This is a genomic window from Methylorubrum populi (genome assembly GCF_002355515.1).
Lineage (GTDB): Bacteria > Pseudomonadota > Alphaproteobacteria > Rhizobiales > Beijerinckiaceae > Methylobacterium > Methylobacterium populi_A.
The window spans coordinates 5,079,593-5,102,846 of record NZ_AP014809.1 but is presented as its reverse complement, the minus strand read 5'-3'; the positions used below and the strand labels follow the sequence as shown (position 1 = coordinate 5,102,846).

General features: G+C 66.7%; 39 protein-coding genes. 3 read left to right on the top strand and 36 right to left on the bottom strand.

Going from position 1 to position 23,254, the window contains the following annotated elements:
• Nucleotides 1-16: 16 nt before the first annotated feature.
• From MPPM_RS23815 to MPPM_RS23805, 3 genes are read right to left on the bottom strand one after another with little or no spacing between them, the layout of a single operon-like run.
• Nucleotides 17-2,500, bottom strand: coding sequence for a branched-chain amino acid ABC transporter ATP-binding protein/permease (locus tag MPPM_RS23815; RefSeq protein WP_096487185.1), 2,484 nt, complete (start codon nucleotides 2,498-2,500; stop codon nucleotides 17-19).
• A gap of 2 nt (nucleotides 2,501-2,502) precedes the next feature.
• A complete protein-coding gene (locus MPPM_RS23810; RefSeq protein WP_096487184.1) occupies nucleotides 2,503-3,372 on the bottom strand; it encodes a branched-chain amino acid ABC transporter permease in 870 nt (289 codons plus the stop codon).
• Between the two features lie 46 nt (nucleotides 3,373-3,418).
• Entirely contained in the window at nucleotides 3,419-4,609 is a 1,191-nt protein-coding gene (locus MPPM_RS23805; RefSeq protein WP_096487183.1) for an ABC transporter substrate-binding protein, read from the bottom strand.
• A 225-nt stretch (nucleotides 4,610-4,834) separates the two neighbouring features.
• On the opposite strand from MPPM_RS23805, the gene MPPM_RS23800 reads away from it, so the two are divergent.
• Nucleotides 4,835-5,245: a nuclear transport factor 2 family protein gene (locus MPPM_RS23800; protein WP_096487182.1), complete on the top strand. Its 411-nt coding sequence runs from the start codon at nucleotides 4,835-4,837 to the stop codon at nucleotides 5,243-5,245.
• A 110-nt stretch (nucleotides 5,246-5,355) separates the two neighbouring features.
• On the opposite strand, the gene MPPM_RS23795 is transcribed toward MPPM_RS23800, so the two are convergent.
• The 33 genes from MPPM_RS23795 to MPPM_RS23665 form a co-directional block, all read right to left on the bottom strand.
• A complete protein-coding gene (locus MPPM_RS23795; protein WP_096488004.1) occupies nucleotides 5,356-6,057 on the bottom strand; it encodes a GntR family transcriptional regulator in 702 nt (233 codons plus the stop codon).
• A 469-nt stretch (nucleotides 6,058-6,526) separates the two neighbouring features.
• Complete coding sequence (locus MPPM_RS23790) at nucleotides 6,527-7,615, bottom strand: tyrosine-type recombinase/integrase (protein ID WP_197705062.1); 1,089 nt, start codon at nucleotides 7,613-7,615, stop codon at nucleotides 6,527-6,529.
• A gap of 1 nt (nucleotide 7,616) precedes the next feature.
• Nucleotides 7,617-7,838: a helix-turn-helix transcriptional regulator gene (locus MPPM_RS23785; RefSeq protein ID WP_096487180.1), complete on the bottom strand. Its 222-nt coding sequence runs from the start codon at nucleotides 7,836-7,838 to the stop codon at nucleotides 7,617-7,619.
• A 37-nt stretch (nucleotides 7,839-7,875) separates the two neighbouring features.
• Nucleotides 7,876-8,142: a hypothetical protein gene (locus MPPM_RS23780; protein WP_096487179.1), complete on the bottom strand. Its 267-nt coding sequence runs from the start codon at nucleotides 8,140-8,142 to the stop codon at nucleotides 7,876-7,878.
• The gene (locus MPPM_RS23775) at nucleotides 8,132-8,344 is read right to left on the bottom strand and encodes a hypothetical protein (RefSeq protein ID WP_096487178.1); all 213 of its coding nucleotides are present in this window, start codon (nucleotides 8,342-8,344) and stop codon (nucleotides 8,132-8,134) included. Before MPPM_RS23775 ends, MPPM_RS23780 begins: the two co-directional genes overlap by 11 nt.
• The gene (locus tag MPPM_RS23770) at nucleotides 8,337-8,558 is read right to left on the bottom strand and encodes a hypothetical protein (RefSeq protein WP_096487177.1); all 222 of its coding nucleotides are present in this window, start codon (nucleotides 8,556-8,558) and stop codon (nucleotides 8,337-8,339) included. Before MPPM_RS23770 ends, MPPM_RS23775 begins: the two co-directional genes overlap by 8 nt.
• A 4-nt stretch (nucleotides 8,559-8,562) precedes the next feature.
• The gene (locus MPPM_RS28270; RefSeq protein WP_157914283.1) at nucleotides 8,563-9,039 is read right to left on the bottom strand and encodes a hypothetical protein; all 477 of its coding nucleotides are present in this window, start codon (nucleotides 9,037-9,039) and stop codon (nucleotides 8,563-8,565) included.
• A 1-nt stretch (nucleotide 9,040) separates the two neighbouring features.
• Nucleotides 9,041-9,619: a hypothetical protein gene (locus MPPM_RS28265; protein ID WP_162296280.1), complete on the bottom strand. Its 579-nt coding sequence runs from the start codon at nucleotides 9,617-9,619 to the stop codon at nucleotides 9,041-9,043.
• Nucleotides 9,620-9,740: 121 nt separating this feature from the next.
• Nucleotides 9,741-9,950 (bottom strand): hypothetical protein, encoded by a 210-nt coding sequence (locus MPPM_RS23760; RefSeq protein WP_096487175.1) that lies wholly within the window; start codon nucleotides 9,948-9,950, stop codon nucleotides 9,741-9,743.
• A gap of 1 nt (nucleotide 9,951) precedes the next feature.
• On the bottom strand, nucleotides 9,952-10,680 hold the full coding sequence (locus tag MPPM_RS23755) for a hypothetical protein (RefSeq protein WP_096487174.1): 729 nt from the start codon (nucleotides 10,678-10,680) through the stop codon (nucleotides 9,952-9,954).
• A gap of 111 nt (nucleotides 10,681-10,791) precedes the next feature.
• On the bottom strand, nucleotides 10,792-12,291 hold the full coding sequence (locus MPPM_RS23750; RefSeq protein ID WP_096487173.1) for a hypothetical protein: 1,500 nt from the start codon (nucleotides 12,289-12,291) through the stop codon (nucleotides 10,792-10,794).
• Between the two features lie 4 nt (nucleotides 12,292-12,295).
• Nucleotides 12,296-12,820 (bottom strand): DUF1643 domain-containing protein, encoded by a 525-nt coding sequence (locus MPPM_RS23745; protein ID WP_096487172.1) that lies wholly within the window; start codon nucleotides 12,818-12,820, stop codon nucleotides 12,296-12,298.
• Complete coding sequence (locus tag MPPM_RS23740; protein WP_096487171.1) at nucleotides 12,820-13,302, bottom strand: hypothetical protein; 483 nt, start codon at nucleotides 13,300-13,302, stop codon at nucleotides 12,820-12,822. The genes MPPM_RS23745 and MPPM_RS23740 overlap by 1 nt, the downstream gene beginning before the upstream one ends.
• Nucleotides 13,299-13,697 (bottom strand): hypothetical protein, encoded by a 399-nt coding sequence (locus MPPM_RS28260; RefSeq protein ID WP_157914279.1) that lies wholly within the window; start codon nucleotides 13,695-13,697, stop codon nucleotides 13,299-13,301. Before MPPM_RS28260 ends, MPPM_RS23740 begins: the two co-directional genes overlap by 4 nt.
• A complete protein-coding gene (locus MPPM_RS23735; RefSeq protein ID WP_157914278.1) occupies nucleotides 13,697-14,416 on the bottom strand; it encodes a helix-turn-helix domain-containing protein in 720 nt (239 codons plus the stop codon). The genes MPPM_RS28260 and MPPM_RS23735 overlap by 1 nt, the downstream gene beginning before the upstream one ends.
• On the bottom strand, nucleotides 14,413-14,805 hold the full coding sequence (locus tag MPPM_RS23730; RefSeq protein ID WP_244573395.1) for an HNH endonuclease: 393 nt from the start codon (nucleotides 14,803-14,805) through the stop codon (nucleotides 14,413-14,415). The genes MPPM_RS23735 and MPPM_RS23730 overlap by 4 nt, the downstream gene beginning before the upstream one ends.
• Nucleotides 14,798-15,598, bottom strand: a complete 801-nt coding sequence (locus MPPM_RS23725; protein ID WP_096487169.1) for an HNH endonuclease signature motif containing protein — start codon at nucleotides 15,596-15,598, stop codon at nucleotides 14,798-14,800. The genes MPPM_RS23730 and MPPM_RS23725 overlap by 8 nt, the downstream gene beginning before the upstream one ends.
• Nucleotides 15,595-15,933, bottom strand: a complete 339-nt coding sequence (locus MPPM_RS23720; protein ID WP_096487168.1) for a hypothetical protein — start codon at nucleotides 15,931-15,933, stop codon at nucleotides 15,595-15,597. Before MPPM_RS23720 ends, MPPM_RS23725 begins: the two co-directional genes overlap by 4 nt.
• On the bottom strand, nucleotides 15,930-16,343 hold the full coding sequence (locus MPPM_RS23715) for a recombination protein NinB (RefSeq protein WP_096487167.1): 414 nt from the start codon (nucleotides 16,341-16,343) through the stop codon (nucleotides 15,930-15,932). Before MPPM_RS23715 ends, MPPM_RS23720 begins: the two co-directional genes overlap by 4 nt.
• A complete protein-coding gene (locus MPPM_RS23710; protein WP_096487166.1) occupies nucleotides 16,340-16,681 on the bottom strand; it encodes a DUF6283 family protein in 342 nt (113 codons plus the stop codon). Before MPPM_RS23710 ends, MPPM_RS23715 begins: the two co-directional genes overlap by 4 nt.
• Entirely contained in the window at nucleotides 16,678-16,965 is a 288-nt protein-coding gene (locus tag MPPM_RS23705) for a hypothetical protein (RefSeq protein ID WP_096487165.1), read from the bottom strand. The genes MPPM_RS23710 and MPPM_RS23705 overlap by 4 nt, the downstream gene beginning before the upstream one ends.
• Entirely contained in the window at nucleotides 16,962-17,669 is a 708-nt protein-coding gene (locus tag MPPM_RS23700) for a trna delta -isopentenylpyrophosphate transferase (protein WP_096487164.1), read from the bottom strand. Before MPPM_RS23700 ends, MPPM_RS23705 begins: the two co-directional genes overlap by 4 nt.
• A complete protein-coding gene (locus MPPM_RS23695; RefSeq protein ID WP_157914276.1) occupies nucleotides 17,666-18,403 on the bottom strand; it encodes a hypothetical protein in 738 nt (245 codons plus the stop codon). Before MPPM_RS23695 ends, MPPM_RS23700 begins: the two co-directional genes overlap by 4 nt.
• Nucleotides 18,400-18,531 carry a hypothetical protein gene (locus tag MPPM_RS29265; protein WP_280176340.1) on the bottom strand — a complete coding sequence of 44 codons (132 nt, stop codon included), beginning with the start codon at nucleotides 18,529-18,531 and terminating at the stop codon, nucleotides 18,400-18,402. The genes MPPM_RS23695 and MPPM_RS29265 overlap by 4 nt, the downstream gene beginning before the upstream one ends.
• Before the next feature lie 134 nt (nucleotides 18,532-18,665).
• Nucleotides 18,666-18,800 (bottom strand): hypothetical protein, encoded by a 135-nt coding sequence (locus MPPM_RS29260; RefSeq protein WP_280176339.1) that lies wholly within the window; start codon nucleotides 18,798-18,800, stop codon nucleotides 18,666-18,668.
• Nucleotides 18,797-19,069, bottom strand: a complete 273-nt coding sequence (locus MPPM_RS23690) for a hypothetical protein (protein WP_096487162.1) — start codon at nucleotides 19,067-19,069, stop codon at nucleotides 18,797-18,799. Before MPPM_RS23690 ends, MPPM_RS29260 begins: the two co-directional genes overlap by 4 nt.
• Nucleotides 19,069-19,449, bottom strand: coding sequence for a hypothetical protein (locus MPPM_RS23685; RefSeq protein WP_096487161.1), 381 nt, complete (start codon nucleotides 19,447-19,449; stop codon nucleotides 19,069-19,071). Before MPPM_RS23685 ends, MPPM_RS23690 begins: the two co-directional genes overlap by 1 nt.
• Entirely contained in the window at nucleotides 19,446-19,724 is a 279-nt protein-coding gene (locus tag MPPM_RS23680; RefSeq protein WP_096487160.1) for a hypothetical protein, read from the bottom strand. Before MPPM_RS23680 ends, MPPM_RS23685 begins: the two co-directional genes overlap by 4 nt.
• Nucleotides 19,721-20,275: a DUF6197 family protein gene (locus MPPM_RS28255; RefSeq protein ID WP_157914274.1), complete on the bottom strand. Its 555-nt coding sequence runs from the start codon at nucleotides 20,273-20,275 to the stop codon at nucleotides 19,721-19,723. Before MPPM_RS28255 ends, MPPM_RS23680 begins: the two co-directional genes overlap by 4 nt.
• A gap of 2 nt (nucleotides 20,276-20,277) precedes the next feature.
• Nucleotides 20,278-20,412: a hypothetical protein gene (locus MPPM_RS29255; RefSeq protein ID WP_280176338.1), complete on the bottom strand. Its 135-nt coding sequence runs from the start codon at nucleotides 20,410-20,412 to the stop codon at nucleotides 20,278-20,280.
• Nucleotides 20,413-20,447: 35 nt separating this feature from the next.
• A complete protein-coding gene (locus MPPM_RS28250; RefSeq protein WP_157914272.1) occupies nucleotides 20,448-20,615 on the bottom strand; it encodes a hypothetical protein in 168 nt (55 codons plus the stop codon).
• Nucleotides 20,616-20,656: 41 nt separating this feature from the next.
• Nucleotides 20,657-21,067, bottom strand: a complete 411-nt coding sequence (locus MPPM_RS23670; RefSeq protein ID WP_157914271.1) for a hypothetical protein — start codon at nucleotides 21,065-21,067, stop codon at nucleotides 20,657-20,659.
• A 180-nt stretch (nucleotides 21,068-21,247) separates the two neighbouring features.
• Nucleotides 21,248-22,039: a S24 family peptidase gene (locus MPPM_RS23665; RefSeq protein WP_157914270.1), complete on the bottom strand. Its 792-nt coding sequence runs from the start codon at nucleotides 22,037-22,039 to the stop codon at nucleotides 21,248-21,250.
• Between the two features lie 21 nt (nucleotides 22,040-22,060).
• On the opposite strand from MPPM_RS23665, the gene MPPM_RS28245 reads away from it, so the two are divergent.
• Together MPPM_RS28245 and MPPM_RS23660 are read left to right on the top strand one after the other, a co-directional pair.
• A complete protein-coding gene (locus MPPM_RS28245) occupies nucleotides 22,061-22,198 on the top strand; it encodes a hypothetical protein (protein WP_157914269.1) in 138 nt (45 codons plus the stop codon).
• Nucleotides 22,195-23,253 (top strand): hypothetical protein, encoded by a 1,059-nt coding sequence (locus MPPM_RS23660; RefSeq protein ID WP_157914268.1) that lies wholly within the window; start codon nucleotides 22,195-22,197, stop codon nucleotides 23,251-23,253. Before MPPM_RS28245 ends, MPPM_RS23660 begins: the two co-directional genes overlap by 4 nt.
• Nucleotide 23,254 lies beyond the last annotated feature (1 nt).

Genomic DNA, 23,254 nt, shown 5'->3' with positions numbered 1-23,254 from the left:
GGGATAGCGCGCGGTCTCACGCGGCGCCGAGATAGGCCGCCTCGAGCGCCGCGTCCGCCTTGAGCTCCGCCGCCGTGCCGGAGGCGGCGACGCGCCCCTGCTCCAGGACGTAGCCGCGGTCGGCTACGGTCAGCGCCAGCGCGGCCATCTGATCGACGATGAGGATCGTCGTGCCCGCATCGCGCAGCTCGGCCACGGTGGCGTAGAGGCTGTTGATGATCGCCGGCGCGAGCCCGAGGGAGGGCTCGTCGAGGAGCAGGATGCGCGGACGCGCCATCATCCCGCGGGCGATCGCCAGCATCTGCTGCTCGCCGCCCGAGAGCAGGCCGGCGCGGCTGCCCGCCCGCTCGCGCAGGCGCGGGAAGCGGTCGAGCAGCGCCTCGACCTCCGCCGGATCGACCCGGCCACGGCGGCTCCCGGAACGACTCCAAGCGCCGAGGCGGATGTTCTCGACGACGGTGAGTTCGGGAAAGACCTGCCGGCCCTCCGGCACCAAAGCGAGGCCGAGGCGGGCGATCCGGTGCGCCGGCAGGGCGGCGATCGGAGCGTCGGCCAGCACCACCGAGCCCTCGACCGGGCGCAGCAGGCCCGCGAGCGCCCGCATCGCCGTCGACTTGCCGGCGCCGTTGGAGCCGAGCAGGGCCACGGTCTCGCCGGGACGCACCGCGAGGGCGAGGCGATCGAGCACGGGCGCGGCGCCGTAGCCCGCGCTGAGATCGTGGGCGGCCAGAACCGCGTCGGCCGGGCCGCTCCAGGGGGCGGAGCGCGGCCGGGCCGGGGTCTCGGCGGCCCCGAGATAGGCCCGGAGCACGGCGGGGTCGCGGCGCACCTCGGCGGGGGTGCCGCGGGCGATCGGCCGGCCGGCATCCATGACGAGGATGCGGTCGGACACGCCCATTACCAGGGGCATGTCGTGCTCGACGAGGATCACCGCGATGCCGCAGGCCGCGATCCGGCGCAGCAGCACGCCGAGGCGGTCGGTCTCGGCGCGGGCGAGGCCGGCGGCCGGCTCGTCGAGGAGCAGCACTTTCGGAGACCCGGCCAGCGCGCGGGCGATCTCCACCAGCCGCCGGTCGACATGGGGCAGCTCGGAGGCCGGCCGGTCGAGGGCGCCGGCATAGCCGACGAAGGCGAGCAGGGCCGCCGCCGCCTCGCGGTCGCGCGCCTGCGCCCGGCGCAGCAGGCGTCCGGGGGCGCGGGCAAGGACGACGTTCTCGATCACGCTGAGCGAACCGAACAGCCGCGTCGTCTGGTAGGTGCGGGCGATGCCGGCGCGGGCGATGGCGTGGGCGGGCCGGCCGCCCAGCTCGCGCGTCCCGAGGCGGATCGTGCCGGCGCTCGGGCGGTAGAAGCCCGAGATCATGTTGAGGACGGTGGTCTTGCCGGCCCCGTTCGGACCGATGACGCTGGTGATCGCGCCGGGCAGCGCCTCGAAGGCGACGCCGTCGGCCGCCCGGATGCCGCCGAAGGCGATGCCGAGCCCCTCGACGGCAAGCGGCGCGCCCTCGGTCCGGCGCAGGAAGTCCGGGGCCTCACCCTGCGCCTCCGGGCGCGCCGCGCCGCCCCGCGGCAGCAGCCGACTGATGCTGCCGACGAGACCCGCCGGCACGAGCCAGAGCACCACCAGGGTGGTGAGGCCGAAGAACAGCAGCCGGTACTCGGCCAGCCCCGACAACGCCTCGGGCAGGAGCACCGTCACCAGCGCACCGAACAGCGGCCCGAGCACGGTGCCGGCCCCGCCGACCACGACGGCGAGGACGAACAGGATCGACTGCGTGAACGGGAACGAACTCGGGGCGATGAACAGCATCAGGGGCGGCAGCACCGCACCGGCGAGCCCCGTCAGCGCCGCCGAGATCGCGAAGGCGGCGGTCTTCACCCGGACCGGATCGAAGCCGAGCGAGGCCGCGGCGACATCGGCGTCGCGCACCGCGCGCAAGGCCTGGCCGAGACGGGCATGGCGCAACCGGTGGAAGCCGTAGAGGCTGAGGCCCGCCGCGATCACCGCGAGCCAAGCGAGGTCGCGCTCGCCCAGCGGCAGGCCGAACAGGCTCGGGCCGGTGGCGACCACGAGGCCGTTCTGGCCGCCGGTGAGTTCGCCGCCCTCGATCAGCGCGTGCTCGACGAGGAAGCCGAAGGCGATCGTCACCATGGCGAGATAGGGGCCGCGCACCCGCATCGCCGGCACGGCGAGCGCCGCGCCGACGAGGGCGGAGAGCCCGGCCGCCGCGGGCAGCGCCAGCCAGAAGCTCACGCCCTTCAGCGTCAGGATCGCGCTCGTATAGGCGCCGATCGCGTAGAACCCGGCATGGCCGAAGGAGATCAGCCCGCCGAGCCCGAGGAGGACGTTGAGGCCGGTGGCGGCCACCACCGTCAGCGCGATGAGGGCGATGACGAAGTGGCTGTAGCCGCTTGTGCCCGCGACGAGGCCGAGGCCCGCGAGCGTCAGGGCCAGGATGGCGAGCGGCATCGCCGCCGGCGCCCGGAGAAGCGAGCCCATCGTCAGACCTTGTTGACGGCGGCGCGGCCGAGAAGGCCGTTCGGCCTCAGGGCGAGGGCCAGGATGATGACCGAGAACACGACGATCTGGGTCGCGCCCGAGCCGAGGGTGGCGGTAACGCCGGCCTCCACGAGGCCGTAGAGGAGGCCCGCCAGCACCACCCCGGTGGCCGAGCCGATGCCGCCGAGGATCGCCACGGCGAAGGCCTTGATCCCGAACAGCGCGCCCATCTCGGCCGAGACGGAGAAGAGCGGCGCGATCAGCAGCCCCGCCGCGCCCGCGAGCACGGCGGAGAGCGCGAAGGCGCAGGCCACGGTGCGGGCGACATCGATGCCCATCAGCCGCGCGGCTTCGGAATTCTGCGCCACCGCCAGCAGCACCCGGCCGAGCTCCGTCCCGCGGAACACCGCGCGGATCGCCACCGCGGCGGCGATGCCGACCACCGGTATCAGGAGCTGGAGCGGGTAGATGCCCGCCCCCAGAACCTGCACGGGCGCCGCGACCAGGGCGGAGGGCAGGCTGCGCGGCTCCTTGCCGAAGGTGAACAGGAGCACGTTGTCGAGGATGATGCCGCCGGCCACCGTGGCGAGGAGCCACGCATCCGAGCCGCGGGTCACGAAGGGGCGCACCAGCAGGCGCTCGACGACGAGGCCGAGCCCCGCGCAGCCGGCGAGCGCCGCGGCGATGGCCAGCGGCATCGGCCAGCCGAGCTGGACCCCGAAGGTGTAGCCCAGCACCGCCCCGAGGGTGACGGCGCTGCCCTGCGCGAAGTTCACGGTGCCGGAGACCGCGAAGGTGATATGGAAGCCGAGCGCCACCAGCCCGTACATGCTGCCGAGGCCGAGCCCACTGACGAGGGTGCCGGTCAGCATGGGCGCGTCTCCCTGCGCTGACTCCTGAAGCCGCTCACGACGTCATTCACTTGGACACCGCGACGATCTCGCCGTTGCGGAAGCTCGCGAAGATGTAGTCGTCCGGCTTCAAGGCGTCGTGCCGGTCCGGGGCGAAGGGCGCCTCGTAGGTCTTGATCAGGCCGGCATAGGCCGGGACCTTGTAGAAGCCGTCGCGGAGCTTCGGCCCCTCGGTGGCGCCGGCCGCCTGGATCGCGAGCGCGATCAGGTGCGTGGCGTCGTAGGCGTTGGCGATGCCGACGGCGGGGGTGACGTCTGACATGGACTTGATCGCCGGGTACTTCGTCTTCAGCGCGTCGAGCACCGCCTTCGCCTTCGGGCTGTCGTTGCCGGCAAACGTGAAGGTCTGGACGAAGTGGACCCGCGCCGCGCCGGGGCCGGCGAGTTCGTCGAAGCGCCCGCCGGCCGGGCCCCAGTGGGAGATCACCGGCACGGTCCAGCCCATCCGGTCGAGGGACTTCACCACCTGAGCCGAGGGGCCGACATTGCCGACGAGGAACAGCGCGTCGGCCCCCGCCTCCCGCAGGCGGGACAGCTGGGGCACCATGTCGATGTCGTTGGCCTCGTACTTCTCGATCCCGGCGCTAGGGAGGCCCGCGGCCTTCAGCGCCGCGACGATCCCCTGTTGGTTCGACTCGCCCCAGGCGTTATTGACGAGGATCGCGCCGGGCTTCTTGGCGCCGTAGGTCTTCACCGCGTAGGCGACCAGCGCCTCGTCCACGAGCGCGTCGACCGCCGAGACCCGGAACACGTAGTTGTCGGCCGCGCCGTTGCGGGTGATGCCGGTGCCGGCGGCCCAGGGGCCGACGAACGGTACCTTCATCTGGTTGGCGATGGGCACGATCGCCATCGAGACCGGCGTGTCGAGCCCGCCGATCAGCGCTACGACCCCGGCGCGCTGGATCAGCTCGCGGGCGGCGAGCACGCCCTTCGACGGGTTGGCCTCGTCGTCGCGGGCGACGAGTTCCAGCGGCCGGCCGAGGACGCCGCCGCCGCGATTGACCTCGTCGATCGCCAGCCCGATCCCGCGGGAGATCGCCTCGCCCGACTTCGCCGACTGGCCGCTGAGGGCGGTGACGAGCCCGATCCGGATCGGTTCGGCCGCCTTGACCGGTCCCAGGCTCGCGAACCCTGCCAGCAGGGTGCCGAGGGCGAGCCGCCGCGTGAGGGAGCGGGCGGCGTTGAGGCGGTGAAGCATGGCGTTCCGTTCCCGTATGTGGTCGACCGGCATCCGCAACAGCCGTGCCAGCCGATGAGCCTCTGATCTCTATAGCGTTTTTCGATTCGTCCGCCCGTTGCCCGTAAAGTGTGCACAAAGCCGCGGCAAAGTGCATACACTTTCTGCATGCACACCTGTTCCGGCTCCGCCATGCTCGGCCGGTGATTCCGGACAGGATGGGGCCGGCCCCACGGAGAGGACAGCATGGACGCGAAGGAAGCAGGGGCCGCACGCGACGCGGCGGCGGTGACGGCCTATCTCGAAGCCTCGATGGTGCCCGATCCGGAGACCGCCGCGCGCTACATGGCGCCCGGCATCGCCATCGTCTTCACCGGCGGCCGGGTGTTCCACCATCCGCGCGAGGTGACGGCCTTCAATGCCGGCCGCTACGCCTGGGTGAAGAAGCGGATGGAGCGGCTCGACGTGGTGCCGGGCGAGGGCGTCACCACCGTCTACAGCCTCGGAACGCTCTACGGCGCGTGGCCGGACGGCACCGCGTTCGAGGGCAACCGCTACGTCGACCGCTTCACCGTGCGGGACGGGCTGATCGTCTCCATGGAGGTGTGGAACGACAGCGCCGAGCGGCTCCTCGACCGGCAGGGCGCCTCGGCCTGATCCGTCCTGCGACATCCGGATGTTCGCTTCGCGAGGGGGATTTCGTGCCTCGCTCGAAAGCCGCGCGGGCTTGGTGATCCCGTGCCCGCCTTCATCGAGCGGACACCGGGTCACCCCTCAACGTAGGGGGCGAGCAGGCGAATGAGGTCGTGCTCGCGCCGGGGCTCGTTGAGGATGCGCGCCCGCTCGGCCACCGCATCGAGATGGTGATCCATCAGGGCGACGGCCCGTCCGGCATCGCCGGAAACGAGAGCCGCCACGATCTCCCTGTGCTCACTCACCGCGCAATCCGACGAGTGCGGCCGGCTGTAGAGCGACAGGATCAGGGCGCAGCGATAGCCCAGTTCGGCGACGTAGCGGCGCAGCACCGGACTTCCGGTCATCTCGGCGAGCAGCAGGTGGAATTCCGTGGCGAGCCGGATCGAGGCCGCCTCCGGCCCGCCGCTTGCCCGCTCCTCACCGGCGATATGGTCCGCGAGCGCGGCCTGCTGCTCGGCGCTGAGGCGCCCGGCGAGCCGCTGGACCACGAGACGCTCCAGGCTGATGCGCACGTCGAAGGTATCGCGCGCCTCCTCCCAGCTCGGGCTCGCGACCACGGCGATGCGGTTGCGGCGCAATTCGACCAACCCCTCGCCCGCGAGCTGGCCGAGGGCCTGACGCGCGATGGTGCGGCTGACGCTGAAGCGCTCGCCGAGCGCATCCTCGGGCAGCCGGTCCCCGGGAGTCAGGGCCCGCTCCACGATGGCCCTGCGCAGGGATCGGCAGATCGTTCCAACGCGATCGGTCGGGGGGCTCGTCTCGCCCTGTCTCATCGCTGACGCACATCCTGTTGCGGAGCGCGGGCGCTCCCGACCGAAACACCACATCGGTTCCGTGGAACGCGACACCGCCGGCCCATGGCCGGGCTGATCGCCTTCGCCCATGGCACCGGCTCGCTTCAGATGCACGATTGACGCCGATGCGTCGCGGCCGAGGCCGATCCGGACCGCGTCGCGGACGATGCCTCCCTTGAGGGTGATCCAGCCCAGATCGAAGGCCGCCTGGATTGCAAGTTCGGAAACGAACAATGCGTCCGCGCACACTCCGCCCCCCGAGGCTCGCTCAAAGCCCTGGGTCACGCCGCAGCGCGACTGCGCGAGGGGCGAAGCGAACGGATGATTTGAGGAACTTAAGTGGCTGGGGGACCTGGATTCGAACCAGGACTAGCGGAGTCAGAGTCCGTTGCCATTTCAATCTCCTCAATGGGTTATATGTAAAATCCGACCATTTCGCAAGGTGATTTCAGAGTGGGTTAGCTTCGGTTTGTAAAAGGATTTCCCCAGGGACTTCGGGCTTGGCGCCGGCCGAAACGGCGGCTTCAAGCTTGCGCATGGCGCTCTCCGCGAGGCCGTTCCCGCGACTCAGGTAGTGCTTGTCTAGGATCGCCTCGACATCTTTCAGGGAATGCCCTGTGATGGCGGCGATCTCAGGCACGGAGCAACCGGCGAGAGCCAGCCGCGTGACGGCAGAGCCGCGCAGATCGTGGAAGGTGACGCCCTCGACCTTGGCCTTCGCACACGCTTTGCGCCAAGACGAACGGAAGCCATCAGCGGTCCACGGTTTGCCATCCAGCGTCAGCAGTACGAAGCCTGAGCGCTCGCGCGCCTTCTCGGCGTCTAGGGCGATCCGAAGCACCTCGCCGCAGGGGATCATGATGTTCTTCCTGGTCTTCCCCTGCATGAACCGTAGGGCCTTGCCGTCGTAGGCAGACCACACGAGCCGTAGGAGGTCGCCCTGCCGCTGGCCAGTCCAGAGAGCCAGCAGCAGTGGCAAGCGCATGTGGCCGGGTGCCTTCAGCAGGAACCGGGCCTCGTCCTCGCCAGTCCAAATCTTGTCGGTGCGCTCGGCCACATAGAGCCGCCCGCCCTTTTCGGCTGGGTTCGTGGCGAGCTTGCCCCGGTCCTTGCCCCATGAGCAAACACGGGCGAGGATGCTCCAAGCGTAGTCGGCCTGCCGTACGGAGGCTTTGGAGAGGACATCGCGCCAAGCCTTGAAGTTGCCGCGCGTCTCCGTCCGGAACTTCTCATCGAACGCCACGATAGGCATTGCGCCGAACTTTTCCTCGATCTTGACGAGGTGCTTCAGGTAGTCGGCCTTGGTCCGCGGCGAGAGCTGCTTGTTGAACTCGGCGGACTCCTTGTAGGCGGCGATGACGGATCGGAACTGCCCTTGTGGTAGCACCTTCCGCGAGGCCACGGCTGCATTGTAGCTTGCCAAGAACTCCGGCGAGCCATAGCGCCCCTCAAGCCGAGGGCCACCGCGCCAAGCGTAGTAGTAGGTGCGCTCCTTGCCGCCCGCGAGCTTCATCTTCACGGCGTGCAGGCCGGTCATTTTAACCCGCACGGTAGGTCTTCCTCCATTCCTCCATCGCCATGTCGGCGGCACTCATTTCGGAGGCGCCGATGCCTGAAATCATGTCCCATGCGCGATCAATCGCCTTGCGGTCCCACCGGTGCGTGCCGGGCAGGGGAGGCGGCATGCGGCCGTCGCTCACCCACCGATCCCATGTCGCCGGCGACAGGCTGCAATAGGCCGCCGCGGCTTCGCGGGTCATGCCCCGAGGCTCAAGGCCAGAGCGTCCGCCCCTCTCTCTAGGCAAGATCCTCTCTCCCCTTGTCTTCGGTGGTGGGGGTGGGTTGGTCTCGAAGCCGAGCCGCATTCTTGCGCTGATCGTCGTCCACCACGCCGGCCATGTCGTTGCGACGCATCCGCCAGCCGTGTTCGAAGGCGACGGACGGGAAGGCCGGACGCTCAAAGCTGCCACTGGCCGCTAGATAGCCGCCGAGCATGTCGTGCGCTTCCTGCGGCGTGGGGTTCAGCGGGTCGAAGTCGGGCGCGTTGTTGCCGTTACCGGTCATTCCGCTCCCCTTCGGGCTGGAGAGGGAGGGCAGCGAGCAGGCGCTCGACGGCGTTCGAGAGGCCCTTCGCCATCAGCGCGGCTGCATGCCAGTCGGTGGCCTCGCGGCTCTCCCATGCTTCCTTGTAGTCGGCGAGGAAAAGCGTCTGGCAGTCGCGCACCGCCTTGATCTCGGCGGCGAGGCTCTTGGTTGCGTCACCCATGACGGTCGGCCTCCTCACGGTTGAGGGCGGGCCGCTTGCTGCCGAACTGGAGCCACCAAATCCGCATAGCGATCAGGATGAAGGCCAAGCCCAAAGCGATGAGCGGCATGAACGGCTGAAGGATCGCGAGGGGCACCAGCACGGCCCCCATGAAGATCAGGAAGCGCCACGGCTCGGGTATCCGGTCGTAGCGGCGATTGAGGCGAGCGATCATGGCTCTACCCCTTACCTGTTAGGGCCTTGCCGGATGAGGCTGGCGGTTGGTCCGAGACGCCAAGCAGCCCGAGCACTGTCCGCACGTCGTCGATCGGCACCTCCACAACCTCATCCCAGAGATCAGGTCGCTCCCCCATGTCATGGGCGTCGGCCGCTTCGCTCTCGAAGTCATCAACGGCCTGCTGAAGGCGCTGGCGCACTTCCTGCGAAAGCCCGGACGAGGCCAACGGTTGATCCGAGGTGCCGGGCGCAGGCCCCATTAGGTTATTGATCGGGGCGCTCGGATCGCACGTTAGATACCGTTCGATCTCATCGCATCTTCCTCGAATTTCTGCGAGAAACTGCCAGCATTTGTCGTCGTATACCGGCTCAAGTAAATATTGTGGGGCGATCATCGAGCCCTTGGCCCAGTGCGCGCAGACTTCCGCCAGAGCAGCGGCCTTGAGAACGAATGTTGCTCCATCAAGCTTCTTGCTCATCTCAGCGCCCTCCATTTGAGAGCGCCTGAGCGCTCAGGCTGGACTTGCTGTCGGCGCATACTGCTTTGTCGTGAGCAACCTTTCCTTCTTGCAACGATCCCAGGGTTCTAGCCCGCCAGTCCTTGATCCAATCAAGATCATAAGCGGACGCTATGTTTGGGCTTGGAGTGCGAGGCCACGGCATTTGCTTTTCCGTATTACACATTTTAGTATTACCCTGTTTATATTTGCGGTCTGGCACGTAACGAAAATCGGTAAGGCGCCTTCTGACGTCTGCTGAACTTCTGACAATTGGACCCTGGCCTAAATCGAGCTTCCAGCGTCCCGCACGATCCGGCTCAACAGACATCGCCTCAAGGATTTCGCAGGGTACGCCGAAGCGTTCCCATGGACCGACTCTGGCGCCTTTGCTTGGAACGTAGCGTCGGACTGTGTGGTAGCCGATACTGGCGTCAAGCTCTTCTGCCGTATATCGTCCCGCCATAGGCAGAGACCAGAAGTAACCGGCACTTTCTGGACCCCAAAAAGTAATGTATGGCTGGCGAGTCCATTCCTTTCGGAAATCGACGACGAAATACATTTGACGCGCATCTTTCATCGCCGCCTCCACATGTGAAGGGCGATCGCAGCCGTCCGTCGATCGTATGAAAGCCCACCCGCCGACGAGCGCCGGGCAGTCAAGGGCGAAGCCGCGCGGGGCATCACTGCGCCTTACCTGTTAGGGCCTTGCCGGATGAGGCTGGCGGTCGGTCCAGGGCGCCCAGCAACCCGTTGCCCTCCAGTTTCAGCATGATGCTGCGGACAATGGCTTCGCGTGCGGGCTCGGCGAGGCCGGGGGCGCCGAGCCTAAGAGATTGCCGGATCACTTCGCGAGTGTAATCGGCAGGAGCGCGTTCTTGCTGTTCGATCATCTCAGCGCTCCTCGGTCTGGCCGGTGCGGGCGATGTAATCGGCGCGCTGGATGGCGGCCTTCATCGCATCGAAGGCTCGCTCCTCTCGATCCGGGTCACCCGGATCAAGGTCGCCAAGTACGAAGTCGTAAGTCGCCAGGGCCGCCGAGATGCGCTCGGACTGGAAGAGTTCGGCGGCCTCCTCATCCTTGGCTAACGGCCAGCGGGGACCATGGAGTGCCGCATGGAGCCGTCGCAGATCGCCGACCCTCAGGGCCGACTTCCATTCGCCGAACAGGGTCTCACGCACGGGCTCATCATCGTGCAGCGCGTCAGGGAGGCCGAACTCCATGTCGGCGACGCAGGCCCAGAGAACCGTATTGGCGGCCTTGCGTAGCTCGCCTTCCCTTGACGCGATCCGCTGGCGTGCCTCCGGTATGGCCTGATGCCAGACCTCTTCCGGCAGCCGCGCCCCCGTGGGGTCGGCCGAACCGACCTTCTCGGCAGCGATGGATCGCGCAAGGGCCTCCAGGTCATCAGCTTGGACCGTATTCGTCCTTTCGCCCTTCGCCCGAATGGCTTCTGCGATCTCGCGGGCCGTTTTGTCCTGGCGTTCGGTGCGCTCCCGGATCACCTGCGGCATGTCCGGCAGCGTCTCGCACCGCCAGCATTCCGCCGTTTGCGCGCAGTCCTCGTACGCGTCCGTCGAGAGGCTGATGAACAGCGTTGCGTGGGTCGGTATCTCAGCCATCTCAGCGCCCTCCAATGAAGAGCGCCTGAGCGCTCAGGCGTGTCCGTCGATCGTATGAAAGCCCACCCGCCGACGAGCGCCGGGCAGTCAAGGGCGAAGCCGCGCGGGGCATCACTGCGCCTCCGGGGCTGCCGGGCGGGCGGCGATCATGGCGCGGTAGATATCGTCGGGGTCTACGTCTTCCTTGTCGATCCAGCCCGCCGCAATCATCTCCTCGGTCGGCTTGGCGGGCACCAGAACCCAATCCGTCCCCTCGTCCCCCGTACGGGTGCTGTCGGGGGCGGGCATCTCGGCGAGACAGGCAGCGACGGCGACTCGGTTCCAGCACTCGATGGCGTTGTCGCTGCTCTCCTGGAGAGAGCCGTCCGGATAGCGAGCCGCGTAAGCTGCAATGGCCCCGGCGGTCGGGATCACGGCGCCGGTGACGAGTTCGGTCGAGCGTCGCGATGTGGTGGGCCAGCCGTGGTACCAGCAGAACGCGGCATAGGCGGCCACGTCGAGCGGATCGCCCTTGCCGACGTGGCGCACAAGACCCTGCTGGCACTCCGCCTGCCAATTGGTCTTGAGCCAACCGCTCTGCCAGCCGTACTTTGCCTCGGCTGCCCGCAACTTCGCCTTGAGGGCCAGCGCGAACCGATCCACGAGTGCGTCGGTGCCCGCCTCCGACCCGGCGCTCTGCCCGGCCGGATGGGAGGCGAGGAGGGTACGGACGAAGTTGACGGCGGCGACGATGAAGGCGGTGTTCGTCCGCGCCGTCTCGTCCCAAGCCGTGAAGCCGTCCTCGTCCGACTCCTCATGGATCACGCCGAGCGTGCTGTTGCTCGTCTCCGCGATCACGCCAGGGTTGCCGTAGCGGGGCTCGGCGTCTGTCAAGATGCTGTAAGCGAGATACCCCTCGCCACAGTCCTCACCCGAGCCATAAGACCCGTCGCACTTCTCACTCTCGGTGTACCACTCGCCCTGCGTCGCCGCCTCGCTCAGCGCCCGCAGGCCATCCGGCACGGCCCCTGCCGGCTGGGCGGGGGCGGCTGAAGCGAGGACGGACGACACGTTCGCCGCGCGCCCGGTCGCAACGTCGAGCCAAGACGCGGCCTTCCCCTGCTCGCCTGTCAGATCCTCGCCGATCGTGTGCAGATCAGCGCGAAGCCGTTCAAGCTCGGCGAGCAGGTAGGCGCGCGTCCGCTCAAATGGCCACGCGCTTTCCGCGTCAGAGGCTCGGGCGTCTCGCAGCGCTTTTTCGGCAATGATCTGCACATCACCGTGCCGGTCGGCGAGCGCATCATGATCGAAGTGCCCGCTGCGAGGGTCGGTCAAGCCAAACCGGGTCCAGGGCAGGTTCAGAACCTGCGTCGCGATCTCGCTCACCAAATCATGAGGTGCATCGCCGAAGTTCGCATCCTCCCCCGCCGTCATCCCGCCGTCCGTGCGGGGAGCGGGTGTAGCGAGGGCAACGACGGCCGCAGCCGCACGGCGCCAAAAATCGCGCACATTCTCAGTCTGGGCCTGCCAGAGGCGGCTATCCGGCGACAGACCGTAAGCCGCGTCATGGGCAACCTGCCCCGCCGTCATCGTCTCAGCGCCTACCGCGCCCTGGTGGGTGGTGGTGGACATGGCGTCAGGCTCCGGGGGTGAGGGAGGCGGGGGAAATGGGAGCCGACCAGGGCACGAGCGGCCGGTCGTAGCCCTGCATCAGCGGGTGCAGCGGGTGGCCGTCTTGGGCCGTGCCGATGCAGAAGAGCGGGATGCCGTGGGCTTCGGCGATACCGACGACCTCCATCCACCGGTTGCGCAGCCACTTCGGCAGCTTGGCGCACGAGCCCCACGCCACGATGACCTTGTCGGCCTCGCGCACGATCCGCCTGAGATGGTCGCCGCCGTCGATGCCGATCGGGTCGGACGCCGTGCGCAGCGCCTTGATGTCCGTCGCGCGGAACGCGAACAGGTTGCCGACGACGACCCGGCCGGCGCCGAGCCGACGCGAGAAGCCGAGCACCTTGCGGATGGTTGGATCATCGGCCGTAGCATCCGCCGTGGACGGGTTGACCATGATCCAGGCGACGGTCGGCCCGGCGAGCATGCCGCCGAGATCCCGTTCGAGCCGGTAGCGGTACAGGCCGCAGGGAGAGATGATCGCGCCCATCACCGCCCCCCTTCAGCGAGACCGCCAGGGGTCGGGGTGGGCGAGGACGGTATGAGGGCCGCAAGTTTGGTCGCGATGGAGACGGTCTCAGCGACCTGTTCAGGCGTGCCATACTCGCGGGCGCCGTCGAGAAGCTCGCAGATCTCGTATGCGTGGATGGGCGCAATCGCCTCGACCAAGGCGTCGGAAGACCAATGCTCCAACTCCTCTCCGAATGCGTACTGGCTCAGGCTGTAGCCGAGAAGGTGGCCGCATCCGCCGCAGAATGAGGTGCCATCGCTCTCGCGGCGGTGATCCCAGCCGCCATCCGCAACAGCGTCCTTCTCGCCGCGCCGACGAAGGTGCTTGGCCTTCCAGCGCGCGCAGTCGGGGCAGTAGTCTGTGCCGGCGTCACCAATGCCCGAGATCCAGCAAATTGGACGCGCATCGGCCTGCCGGGCGAGCGGACGAAATAGGCGCAGGAGGTCATCGAGCCCGCTCATACCGCAGCCCCCTCTTTCTGGCTTTCGTTGGCGGGGAGGGGTGACGCGACAAACAGGATATCGCGTCCGCCGAGCAACGCTCTGGCCTTTGCCCGACCGCGAGCCGTCAGCATTTCCGCCCCTGCGGAATGATCCCAATAGCTGCCGAGCCGACGAAGCCGCCGGACGAAGCGCGCGGTGACGGGCGTAGGCGGGCCGTCATAGACCACGGCGCCCGTACCCGGCCTCGGCCATCCAGCGTGCAATGGGCCGCCGTCCACGCCGCCATCGGCGTCAACGTAGACGTACAGGAGCCCGCCGCAGGCCATGCCCGAAAGCAGCCGGCGCTCTTTGCCGTTGAGCTTCGGCGCCTCTCTCGTCCCCACAGGCGCTCGTGTCTCTGATGTGAGGGTCATTAGGCTGCTCTTCTCATGTAGGCGAGGCAATGGGCGACGAAGTTGTCGGATCGGCCGTCGAAGAGATTTCCGATCTGACGCGCGGTCATCTCGGGATGAGCCGCGCGAATGTTCGCAACAGCTTCGTGGCGAGCGAGACTAACTGCTTCGACGTAGCACCGACCGATGACATCATGCGGGGCCACGCTGTACTTCCGAGACGTATCCTCGATGATTTGCATCGGCGAAGGCGCTTCGGCGCAAACCACTCCGGACTTTTGCCGATTGGCGCTTCGTGGTCTCGGGTTCAGTCCGAGCGCATTGCGGATCGAAGACGGATCGCGCCCGCCGAAGATGCGTCCAAGCCGCTTGATGCTGAAGGTCGGATGCGCCTCTCTCACAGCTCGAATTGCGGCATGCCGAGCCGTGACGAACTGAACGGAGCGATCCTCGCCCACGATGTCGTCAAAGGTCACTCCGTGCTGAGCGGCCACCCGGCGAATAATTGATCTCGGCAGGCGTGCGAGCGCGTCGCGCAGGTCAGACGATCCCTGCGGAAGGGCAGCCGGCGGCGGCGCTGTTTCTGCCGGCTCCTGCTCCGCCTCGACCAGAACGGGCTTCGGCTGAAGCGCCTTAAGCTTGCGGCCTGCTTCCTCCTGCCGACGCCGGATCTCCTTCTGCCGGGCGATCATCTCGGCGGCGGTCGTCAGATCAGCGACAGGAACGTAATCGACGTTCATGACTGGGCGTCTCCGTAGAAGGGACGGTTGCGGGGAACGGGCGGTTTGGTGAGGGGAGTGGAGGCCCGGCGCTGCGGCGGGGCCTTGTCGAAGCCGCGGCCTTGCAATCGCTGCTTCGGCGCAGGCTTGGCGCCCAAGTGAAGAACCTCGCGGCGCTTCGCCTTGGCGATCATCGACACGTCCTGCTGAGCAGTCTTCGCGCCGTGACATGTCTTTCGGTGTGCGGGGGCGAGGTTGGCTTCCTCGTCCTCGCCGCCCATTGCGATCGGCGTGATGTGGTCCAGGTCCCACGCTTCGCCGATGCCAATCTTGCCCTTGCAGATGTGGCAGATGCCATCATGCGCGAGGAAAATGCGGAGGCGGGCCTTCGCTGTGCGGCGCTTACGCATGGCGCTTGATCCCCGTGACATGAGACCAAGCCTTGCCGTGCCGGATATTGTAGATCGCGGCGGCAGTTACGCCGTATCTGGCCGCAATGATGCGGTCTGGCTCAGAGGACTTAATGGCCCTTAAGACCTGCTCCTTGTTGAGCTTTGACGTTGAACTTTTTTCCCCACGGATTACAGGCGGCGTCGCGTTCCTGCCTTTGGCAAACATATCGTCCATGTTCTGCCGGTGAGTGCCGAGCCACAGGTGACTGGGGTTACAGCAGGGTGGATTATCGCAGGCGTGGCAGACGAACAGACGCTTATCCAAGCTCCCGTTTGCCAACCGATAGGCTATCCTGTGGGCCTGTTGAGTGTCGCCCCGCTTATTTGTGAAGCGCCCATAGCCAAGTGGGCTTCTATGCCCCTTCCAGGGCCAACACTCATCTTTGCCGTTGACATCAACCAGCGCCCAAAATCTGTTCGGGGCCCTCGCCGCGGTGCGCGCGGCCTTGCCAGCGGTCTCGCATTCAATGCCGCAATACTGCCTCCCCGCAGCTCGCTTGCGAGAAACTGTATAGCCGCGCTCAAATGCCGAGCCGCAGTGCGCGCAGGCGAAGACGGTCTGCGCTTTATCTCTCGGCGGCGCCTGAAATGCCGCGTATCTGATCCACATCTGATAGTGGCGATTGCAGACCGGGCCGCCGCCGCTTCTCAGAAGCGCGCTGCGATTGCAACCCGGCGCAGAGCACGGCAAATCCTTGATCCGAGTCGTCGTGCCGACATCGGCCTCTTCGGCGCGGTAGAGGCGGCTCATGCGCCGTCCCTCATCGCGGCGCGGAGGGACATGCCCCACCGCTTGCGAGGGTTGGCCTTGCAGCCACAACCCTCGGCGCAGACGGTCTCGATGCGCGGGTCGTAGTACGCGCCGGTCGGGAAGTCGGCTTCCTGCGTGTAGGGCGCCTCGTAGGAGCCAAGGCCGCCGTGCGGATAGTCCCAGCTCGTGATGACGCGGCTAACCGTGTCCTCGGCTGGCACCTTGCAGGCGCAGCAGTCCGTCCAGATCCTCTGGCCGGCAGCGGTCGAGAACATCTCGTGCGTCGCCCAGAACGGTCGGGCGCAGGACGGCGTGCGGAGGATGTGCAGGGTCATGCCGCCCCCCTCCGCTCGTCCACAAGCGTCGGATCGGACCACACGACACCGTGCTCGGCGCCGAAGGCATGGATCAACTCGATGAGGTCCGAGAACTCGCCCTTTGTCAGTTTCGACGTGCGGAGCCCGAGCACCACGAAGGAACCCGCATCCAGGCCGGGGACGACCTTCGCTTTGCGGAGAGACGCGCTGAATACGTCCTTCCAGTCGTCGGCGGTGAGGTGTTCGCCGTACCACTCGACCTGACGGGACACGTCCGTCAGACAGGCCCAGAGCTTCGCGTTCTGCTCAAGCGAGCGGGTGGACGGCTTGAACTCGACCGACATGCCGAACGGCGCGGCCATGATCCAGCGCACCGCACGCGCTTTCACAGCCTCGTTGGCGAGGATGAGGAAGTGGCGGGCGCTCATGCCAGCGCCTCCCGCTCGGCGGCTTCCTCGCAAGCCTCGATCATCTCCCAGCGGTCGCCATAGGCGAGCGGCGAGGGGGAGAAGCCTTCCGGCGCTTGGTGGCCGGTGGCGTCCAACTGCATCGAAAGGAAGCCTGCACAGACCAGCGTGCCGGCCGTTGCCTCGGGCTCGCCCTCGTCACCGTCGTAGTCGAGGGTCTTGTGGCAGTAGAACTCCGAGTAGGGGTTTTCCGTCGCGTAAGCCAACTCCGTCGCCCGGTCAGGGCGCAGGAAGGGCTTCACGTCCCGCCGAAACGGGCAGTGCTTGCAGGGGGCGGCCATGAACCAAGGCTTGCTCATTCCCCTGCCTCCCGACGACGGAAGACGGCGACCGGCCTGCCGTGGCAAGTTTTCCTGCCGGAGTTGAGGTAGCCGACCTTCTTCCACTCGGAGCGGAGGAGGACGCCGCCCATGCACCTCGGGTCGATGCCGGCCGGCGGGGGCGCAGCCTCGCGAACCTCGTCAATCGTGATGCGCTTGCCGCCCTTGCCGAGTTCAACAGCGACGCGGCGGGCGTGGGCGAGATAGGCGGCGCGGTGCTGCTCAAAGAGCGGGGGCACCTTCTGCTCGAACTGGCTGGTCATGCGGCAGCCCTCCGGCTGTCGTCGCCATCCGAGCCGCGACCGATGGCTTGAAGCCGGGCCGTCACGGCGTCCTTGAGGGCATCGATCTCGGCTTGGCTCAGGCCGAAGTCGCGACGAGCGGCCTTCTCGTCCGCCGACATCCACCAAACCTGCAGCAGCTTGCCTTCTGTTGTCGCCGCGATCGTGCGCTTGCAGGCCGCGATGTACTCGGCGCGCTGGTCGGCCTCGCTGCGCTCTGAGCGTTCTTCCGTCTGCTCGTCGGTCTGGTCGATCGCCTCGCCGCGCGCCTTGAAGTCGTCAGCTTCCTCTTCCGAGTAGGCGAGCCCATGCAGGGCGAGGAGCTTCAGGATCACTCGATCCTTCGCCCGCTTCTCCGCCATCGCATAGACGTAGGCCGCCTGCTTGCCGGACACGCGATAGTTCACGTTCACGACGCATTCGCCGATGGACCACTCCCGCAGGTCGCCGCGTGTGCCGGCAACCAGCATCACGGCCTCGTCGCGCTCAGCCCGCAAAATGGTCGGCAAATCGAAGCGGATGCCGACGCGGCCGGCGATGCGTTCAAGCGCCTTGTGGGAGATTACGGCAGTCCCCTGCACCCTCCAGACGGTGGAGGCGTTGGCCTGCTCGCCGTGCTCTTCAAGCACCTTTTTGATCGCCAAGTCGGCAGCGCGCTTGGCTCCTGCATCCTGATCGCGGCTCATCGGGCAACTCGCTCGTCGTGGAAGGCAAGGCCGGGCACGCCGCGCACGCGCTGCGCGCAGAGCGTCTGGGCGAAGGTGTCCAGCATGCCGCGGAGGGCTTCGGGGCGGTTCTCGGCGATCCACCGCAGGAAGGCGCGATGGTCCGTAATCTCGGCTCGGGTGACGGTGCGGAGGCCAGTAGCGACAGGCTTGCCGGCACGCTTCGCATCGGCCTCAGCGGCCTTTGCCTGCGCGGCCAGATCCTCGGCGCGCTGGCGGCCCTCAAGGTCATCGCTGCGGGTCACGTCGAAGGCAAAGGCGGCGTCGCCCTTGGCCTCCTCGGCGGCCTTGCGTGCCGCCTCGGCAGCGGCTTGACGCTCTGCCTCGATCCGAGCCCGCCACGGCGTCAGGGCCTTGCGGCATACATCCCGAACGAGGATGGCCGTGCCGGTGACGCTCTTCGTCTCGCCGATAAGCTTGCCGTAGCGAGCCTGGACCTCGGCCTTGCCGTCATCGAACGGCTTGTTCTCGTCGCGGCGGCGCTGCTCGGCCGTCTTGATCTCGTCGCCGATCATGTCAAGCAGCTTCGACACGGCGTCGGCCTCATCCTGCGAACGGATGGGCTCGCCGGTAAGCCAATGTTTGGCCTCGCCGGCAATCTCGTTGATCCGGTCGCGGGACACCTCGTAAGGCGTCGGCTCAGCGCCGGCCGAATTGTGACCGATCACGGCCAGGGCAGGGGAGGCGGCCATCATGCAGCCTCGACCAGCTTGAGGGCGGGCCGGGCGAGCGCATGAGCCGTCGCCGCTTCCACCGAGCCGAGGAAGCCGGCGATGACCAGTACCTCATTGCGCAGGTCGGTCGCCTGCAATGCCTGATGCACGGAGGCGTGGCCTTCGTAGGCACCGGCTAGGATGCGAGCCGCTTCGTTGCGAGCGCACGCTAGGGCACCCTCAAGAGCGCGGAGGGCATCGGCCGTCTCACAGAAGGCCGAGCACGGGTCAGGGTGACGGTCGCTCACGGCTCTTCTCCGATTGCGATGTGAGAGGTAGGGGCGAAGTCGCGAGCCTCATCGAGGCGGGCGAGATGACGGCTGAGAAGGGCGATGCCGACCGAGCCGGCGAAGGCCGAGAGAATGGCGAGGGCGATCATTGGCCACCTCCCTGGATGCTCTCTTCATCCATGGCCGGGCACATGAAGCGGAAGGCTTCACCGTCGCTGTCGTAGCCAGCGAGCGCGCCCGTACCGCCGCCGAGGAAGCGTGCGCGGGCCTCAGTGATCTCGCCATCGCGGAAGCGGCGGCGATTGTGGAAGCGGTCCTTGCAGAGGCGGCGCCCGCGAACGGGCGAGCAGAACATCTGCGACGGGTGCTTGGCGGAGATCGCCTTGCCGCACTCGCGGCACTTGCGCTGCGCGGTCATCACCAGAAGCTCCCGACAGCAGGCAGGCGGGGCTCAAGGCAATCGGCGGGGATCAGCCGGTGTTCGTCGTCGTCGGCTCGGCCCGTCTGCTCGTTGCGCCCGAGCCGGGTGAGGAGCGCGTCCTTCATGTCGTCGCTGTCGTTGGCAGCGAGGCGCCGGCCTTTGACGAACTCGACATCGAGGGCGGCATAGATCGCCCGGTCCATGTCCTGGCGGGCATGATCGCAGCGGGCTACGGCAGAGCGGACGGTCTCGACCGAGACGACATCGCCGGCCGCCAGCTTCGCAACGAGGCCCGTCAGGTTGGCATCCGCCGCCATAACGTGGTTGCGGGCGAGGGTGAGCGGGTTGCGGATGGTTTCGAGGTAAGCCGAGGTCATGGCCGGGCATCCATCTCATGGGGGACAGGCTTGCGGCGGCTCTGCGCGGCTTCCTCGCGGCGCAGTCCGATCTCAACGGCCTTGCGGCGCTCAGCCTCGATCCAGGCGTGAGCCTTGGCGCCAGCCTCATCGGCCGTGGCGGCGTAGAAGCCGACCGACGTGCCCTCGCGAGGGTTGCCGCCCTTGACCGGCTTCATGGCGATGGCGCGGGCGTAGAAGCGTTCGCCCGGCTCGGCTTCGCCAACGGTCTCGTAGACGCGGACGGAGACTGTCATCGTCCCGCCTCCGCCTCTGCGGCAGCAATGGCGGCGTCGAGGATAGCCAGAGCAGCGTCGTGGCCCCGCCTATCTTGAACTGCACCTATAAAAGCGCTGCCGTAGAGCTTTTCACACGCCCGCTGAGCGAGCCGCTGCTCTGGTCCGCCAGGGCGCCCTCCTTCGGCGCAAATGCTGCCAAGTGTGCACCAACATGCAGCTGTGCGGTCTAACGGATCAACATAATGACCGTCAGAGTTCCGGGCCGAATATTCGGTCGTCCAGCTTCTGAGAGGTGTAATCCGAGCGCGCGCGGCGCGGAGGATGTCGGCGGAGGCCATGGATCGAGCCTCCATCTCGTCAGCGGTCCGCACGAGCAACGCCGCGAAGACGCGCAGATCCGTGGGCTCGCCGTAGGAGCGGACGAACTGTCGAAGTCCTTCGGCGTCGTCAGAGTCGAGCTTTTCAACCTGACGGGCGATCAGAGCGATGACTTCACCCATCTCCTCTTCGTCATCGCGGAGTTCGTCCACGATCTGATCAGCACTGACGTGCGCGTAGAACTGAGCCATGACTAGAGCCACCCGTTGATGCGAAGGCAGATCACGAGCATGGCCGCGCTGCCGGGAATGATGACGAGGAAGCCGGCGGCGATGCCCCATGCGGTGGCGTTCGGATGCGGCTCGGGCATTGGTTGAGGTTGAAGCACGGCTAGGCACTCCGGTTCGGGAGACGGGGAGGGGATCAGGCGGCTTCGGCAATCTCGGCAGCGTCGGCCTGCGCATGCAGCCGCTTCGCCTGCGCCCAAAGCCGGGCGGCTTCGTCGTGGCGATGTTCGTTCCAGGCATTCGCGCCGGCCTCGTCATTCCAGAGGGCGCAGGCGCGGAGACGGCGGGCGAGGATGGAGGACATGACGGGCTCCTGAGTGTCGTGCGGGGAGGGGAAGGGGAGCGTCAGACGGCTTCGGCAGGCGCGATGTGCGTGACCGTGCCGTTGAGGATGCCGGGCTTGGCATCGGCCAGCATGCGGGCGACGCTCTCGCGGTCGTGCATCAGCTGAAAGGCTAGCGATGCAGCGGCCTTCTTCGCGCAGCAGGCACTGCCGCCCTGCTGGCCGATGATCGTGTGAAGCGCACCAGTCCAAGGATCGCGGACGGTGCGGGGCGCATCGACGTGCAGCGCGTAGTAATTCGGCTGCTGCTTGGGCCACGAGATGGTGTGACCATGAACGGTGACGGTCTCGCCGTGCTCGATCACGCGCGTCAGCGCGGCGAGGAAGTCGGCATAGAGAACCGGGTCGGGCTTCGGCTTAGCGGCGCGGGCAGCATCGCGGGCCTGAGCCTCAGCGAGCTTCTTGGCGTGCATCGCGGCGATGGCATCGCGACGAGCCGTGTCGGAAACGCGATCAGCGCGGAGGTCCGAGAGAGCGTTCGACCAAGAAAGGCTGCGGCGGGACATCGGGTAGCTCCATCGCTTGCTGCGATGAAACCGTTGTAGCGATAGGCGCTACGTGCCGTCAATCCCGCGTAGCGAAGAACGCTACAATTATTTTCCGCGGCGCCCGGCGCTCGGGCCAATGTCCAGCATGGTGCGATAAACCCGACCCACTACGCGGAAGGGGCCATCCATCAGAACCGGTCCATGATCCCGATTAGTGCTGTAGGGCGCGAAGTGCTCCGGCTTGGACCGATAGCGTTTGTATGTGGTGCCATGGTCACCGTCCGCAGCGACCACATAGAAGCCGCCATCGATCAGCCGAGTGTCGGCGCGATTGACGAAGATGATCGACCCAGGCGGTGACACGAGATCCATGCTATCGCCCTCAACTGAGAGGGCAATCCAATCTCCGGGCGGAAGATCGCTGGCAGCGATGTAGCGTTCAACGTCTTCAGCCTTCACGGCTTCACGCGCAGACAGATTGCTGGCGCTCACGAGGCTATCCAGCATCGGCACCTTGACGAGACCGTCGGCATTCTCAAGAGGAGCCGGGAAGCCGGTGATCTCCTCGATCGCAATCATTTCGTCGCCGGCTACAGCTCGCTTGCCTAGCGTCATTTTGTTGACGGCGGCACGATCAATAGCGCGGTGCAGATGCGCAGTTAGCCGCCTCGCAAGCTCTGCCTGTGAGAGCTTCGAGTGCTTCAGCGCGTCTGTGACCCACCCCTGTAACATAGGTTCGGCGTAGCGCCTATCGCGACGCGCGTCCGTGACTAAGTTCGCTACACCCACTTGCGCCGTCGTAGCGATATGCGCTACAACCGGCGCATGGAACCGGCTGCCTCGATAGTCAGAGCCCTCGGAGGGCCATCCAAAGTCGCTGAGATCGTCGGCGTCCACCGGACGCGCGTCTCTAACTGGATGCGCCCGCGCTCGAAGGGCGGCACGGGCGGCTTCATCCCTCAGAAGCACGTCGGCAAGCTCCTCGGGTACGCCATCAAGCACGACAAGCCGGTGAGCGCCGCGTCGTTCATCCCCGCGCCTGCGGAGGCGGCATGACCCGCCGCCCGATCACACTCCCGCGCATCTCCATTCAGAACTTCGACCCGACGGCCGATTGTGTCGCGGACAAAAGAAAGGGCGCAGCCGGCGAAGCGGCGCGCCCAGTTAGTCAAAGCAGAGGAAGAGATACCATGTTGCAGGCTCGCGCGCCACAGACGAGTGGCACCGAACGTCGGTTTGTTGGACGCAATGATGGCATCAACCGCAGTCAGTCGCATGCGGAGCAGTGGTACATCGCGCAGATGGCGCGCGGCGAGAAGGAAGTTTTCTCGGAACAAGCGAGTATCACCCCGGAAATTGCGGCGCTGCTCCTGAATAAAAACCCCGACAATCGGAACCTCAGCAAGAAGCGCATCGGCGAGATCCGCGCCGATCTCGAAAGCGGTCGCTATGTCCTCAACGGCGAGCCGATCATCGTCTCGAAGGACGGCCTGCTCAACGACGGCCAGCATCGTCTGATCGCCTGCGTTGAGTCCGGGGTCACTTTCCGCACGATCATCACCTTCGGAGTCACTCGCTCCTCTCGCCTGACGCTGGATCAAGGCGGCGCGCGCACCGTAGCCGACTACCTCGATATGCAGGGTGGCGGCGATAACACGAAAGTGGCCGCCACAGTTGCTCGGATGCTGTGGCAGTATCAGAAGCTCGGCCATCTTTCTTCGAACGGCAAGAGCAAGCAACGGACTTGGCCCACAAAGGCTGAAAGTCTGGTCGTGGCCGCCGAGAATGAACGAGAGATCGCCTTCCATCTCTCTTGCGTGCAGAAGACATCTCGTCTGGTGGGCTCGCTTTCCTTTGTTGTGCTCTGCCGGATCGTGTTGGCGCGGGCGGACGCTACCATGGGAGCCGTCTTTATCGACAGGCTTCTGGACGGCAGCAACTTGAAGCCCGACAGCCCGATCTTTGTCCTGCGCGAGCGCTTCATCAACGATCCGAAGATGCGCCAACCTGATCGGTTCGAGGCGGTGGTGCGCGCTTGGAACGCCATGCGCAAGGGCAAGACGCTTGGCAAGATCCAGATCATGGGCTCTGTGCCGAAGGTCGAGGCGTAAT

Bases quoted from the DNA above. Each gene is read 5' to 3' on its own strand.
- MPPM_RS23800 (WP_096487182.1), top strand. From the start codon at position 4,835: ATGGACGCGAAGGAAGCAGGGGCCGCACGCGACGCGGCGGCGGTGACG.
- MPPM_RS28250 (WP_157914272.1), bottom strand. From the start codon at position 20,615: ATGTCCTCCATCCTCGCCCGCCGTCTCCGCGCCTGCGCCCTCTGGAAT.
- MPPM_RS23815 (WP_096487185.1), bottom strand. From the start codon at position 2,500: ATGGGCTCGCTTCTCCGGGCGCCGGCGGCGATGCCGCTCGCCATCCTG.
- MPPM_RS28245 (WP_157914269.1), top strand. From the start codon at position 22,061: ATGCGCCCGCGCTCGAAGGGCGGCACGGGCGGCTTCATCCCTCAGAAG.
- MPPM_RS23670 (WP_157914271.1), bottom strand. From the start codon at position 21,067: ATGCACGCCAAGAAGCTCGCTGAGGCTCAGGCCCGCGATGCTGCCCGC.
- MPPM_RS23690 (WP_096487162.1), bottom strand. From the start codon at position 19,069: ATGACCGCGCAGCGCAAGTGCCGCGAGTGCGGCAAGGCGATCTCCGCC.
- MPPM_RS23685 (WP_096487161.1), bottom strand. From the start codon at position 19,449: ATGACCTCGGCTTACCTCGAAACCATCCGCAACCCGCTCACCCTCGCC.
- MPPM_RS23705 (WP_096487165.1), bottom strand. From the start codon at position 16,965: ATGACCAGCCAGTTCGAGCAGAAGGTGCCCCCGCTCTTTGAGCAGCAC.
- MPPM_RS23740 (WP_096487171.1), bottom strand. From the start codon at position 13,302: ATGAGCGGGCTCGATGACCTCCTGCGCCTATTTCGTCCGCTCGCCCGG.
- MPPM_RS28265 (WP_162296280.1), bottom strand. From the start codon at position 9,619: ATGTATTTCGTCGTCGATTTCCGAAAGGAATGGACTCGCCAGCCATAC.
- MPPM_RS23805 (WP_096487183.1), bottom strand. From the start codon at position 4,609: ATGCTTCACCGCCTCAACGCCGCCCGCTCCCTCACGCGGCGGCTCGCC.
- MPPM_RS23795 (WP_096488004.1), bottom strand. From the start codon at position 6,057: ATGAGACAGGGCGAGACGAGCCCCCCGACCGATCGCGTTGGAACGATC.
- MPPM_RS28255 (WP_157914274.1), bottom strand. From the start codon at position 20,275: ATGGCTCAGTTCTACGCGCACGTCAGTGCTGATCAGATCGTGGACGAA.
- MPPM_RS23775 (WP_096487178.1), bottom strand. From the start codon at position 8,344: ATGGGTGACGCAACCAAGAGCCTCGCCGCCGAGATCAAGGCGGTGCGC.
- MPPM_RS23760 (WP_096487175.1), bottom strand. From the start codon at position 9,950: ATGATCGAACAGCAAGAACGCGCTCCTGCCGATTACACTCGCGAAGTG.
- MPPM_RS23725 (WP_096487169.1), bottom strand. From the start codon at position 15,598: ATGAGCCGCCTCTACCGCGCCGAAGAGGCCGATGTCGGCACGACGACT.
- MPPM_RS23770 (WP_096487177.1), bottom strand. From the start codon at position 8,558: ATGATCGCTCGCCTCAATCGCCGCTACGACCGGATACCCGAGCCGTGG.
- MPPM_RS28270 (WP_157914283.1), bottom strand. From the start codon at position 9,039: ATGAGCAAGAAGCTTGATGGAGCAACATTCGTTCTCAAGGCCGCTGCT.
- MPPM_RS29260 (WP_280176339.1), bottom strand. From the start codon at position 18,800: ATGATCGCCCTCGCCATTCTCTCGGCCTTCGCCGGCTCGGTCGGCATC.
- MPPM_RS23695 (WP_157914276.1), bottom strand. From the start codon at position 18,403: ATGATGGCCGCCTCCCCTGCCCTGGCCGTGATCGGTCACAATTCGGCC.
- MPPM_RS23730 (WP_244573395.1), bottom strand. From the start codon at position 14,805: ATGCGTAAGCGCCGCACAGCGAAGGCCCGCCTCCGCATTTTCCTCGCG.
- MPPM_RS23810 (WP_096487184.1), bottom strand. From the start codon at position 3,372: ATGCTGACCGGCACCCTCGTCAGTGGGCTCGGCCTCGGCAGCATGTAC.
- MPPM_RS23750 (WP_096487173.1), bottom strand. From the start codon at position 12,291: ATGTCCACCACCACCCACCAGGGCGCGGTAGGCGCTGAGACGATGACG.
- MPPM_RS23680 (WP_096487160.1), bottom strand. From the start codon at position 19,724: ATGACAGTCTCCGTCCGCGTCTACGAGACCGTTGGCGAAGCCGAGCCG.
- MPPM_RS23715 (WP_096487167.1), bottom strand. From the start codon at position 16,343: ATGAGCGCCCGCCACTTCCTCATCCTCGCCAACGAGGCTGTGAAAGCG.
- MPPM_RS23700 (WP_096487164.1), bottom strand. From the start codon at position 17,669: ATGAGCCGCGATCAGGATGCAGGAGCCAAGCGCGCTGCCGACTTGGCG.
- MPPM_RS23785 (WP_096487180.1), bottom strand. From the start codon at position 7,838: ATGACCCGCGAAGCCGCGGCGGCCTATTGCAGCCTGTCGCCGGCGACA.
- MPPM_RS23745 (WP_096487172.1), bottom strand. From the start codon at position 12,820: ATGGGCGCGATCATCTCTCCCTGCGGCCTGTACCGCTACCGGCTCGAA.
- MPPM_RS23710 (WP_096487166.1), bottom strand. From the start codon at position 16,681: ATGAGCAAGCCTTGGTTCATGGCCGCCCCCTGCAAGCACTGCCCGTTT.
- MPPM_RS23720 (WP_096487168.1), bottom strand. From the start codon at position 15,933: ATGACCCTGCACATCCTCCGCACGCCGTCCTGCGCCCGACCGTTCTGG.
- MPPM_RS23660 (WP_157914268.1), top strand. From the start codon at position 22,195: ATGACCCGCCGCCCGATCACACTCCCGCGCATCTCCATTCAGAACTTC.
- MPPM_RS23755 (WP_096487174.1), bottom strand. From the start codon at position 10,680: ATGGCTGAGATACCGACCCACGCAACGCTGTTCATCAGCCTCTCGACG.
- MPPM_RS28260 (WP_157914279.1), bottom strand. From the start codon at position 13,697: ATGACCCTCACATCAGAGACACGAGCGCCTGTGGGGACGAGAGAGGCG.
- MPPM_RS23790 (WP_197705062.1), bottom strand. From the start codon at position 7,615: ATGACCGGCCTGCACGCCGTGAAGATGAAGCTCGCGGGCGGCAAGGAG.
- MPPM_RS23780 (WP_096487179.1), bottom strand. From the start codon at position 8,142: ATGACCGGTAACGGCAACAACGCGCCCGACTTCGACCCGCTGAACCCC.
- MPPM_RS23735 (WP_157914278.1), bottom strand. From the start codon at position 14,416: ATGAACGTCGATTACGTTCCTGTCGCTGATCTGACGACCGCCGCCGAG.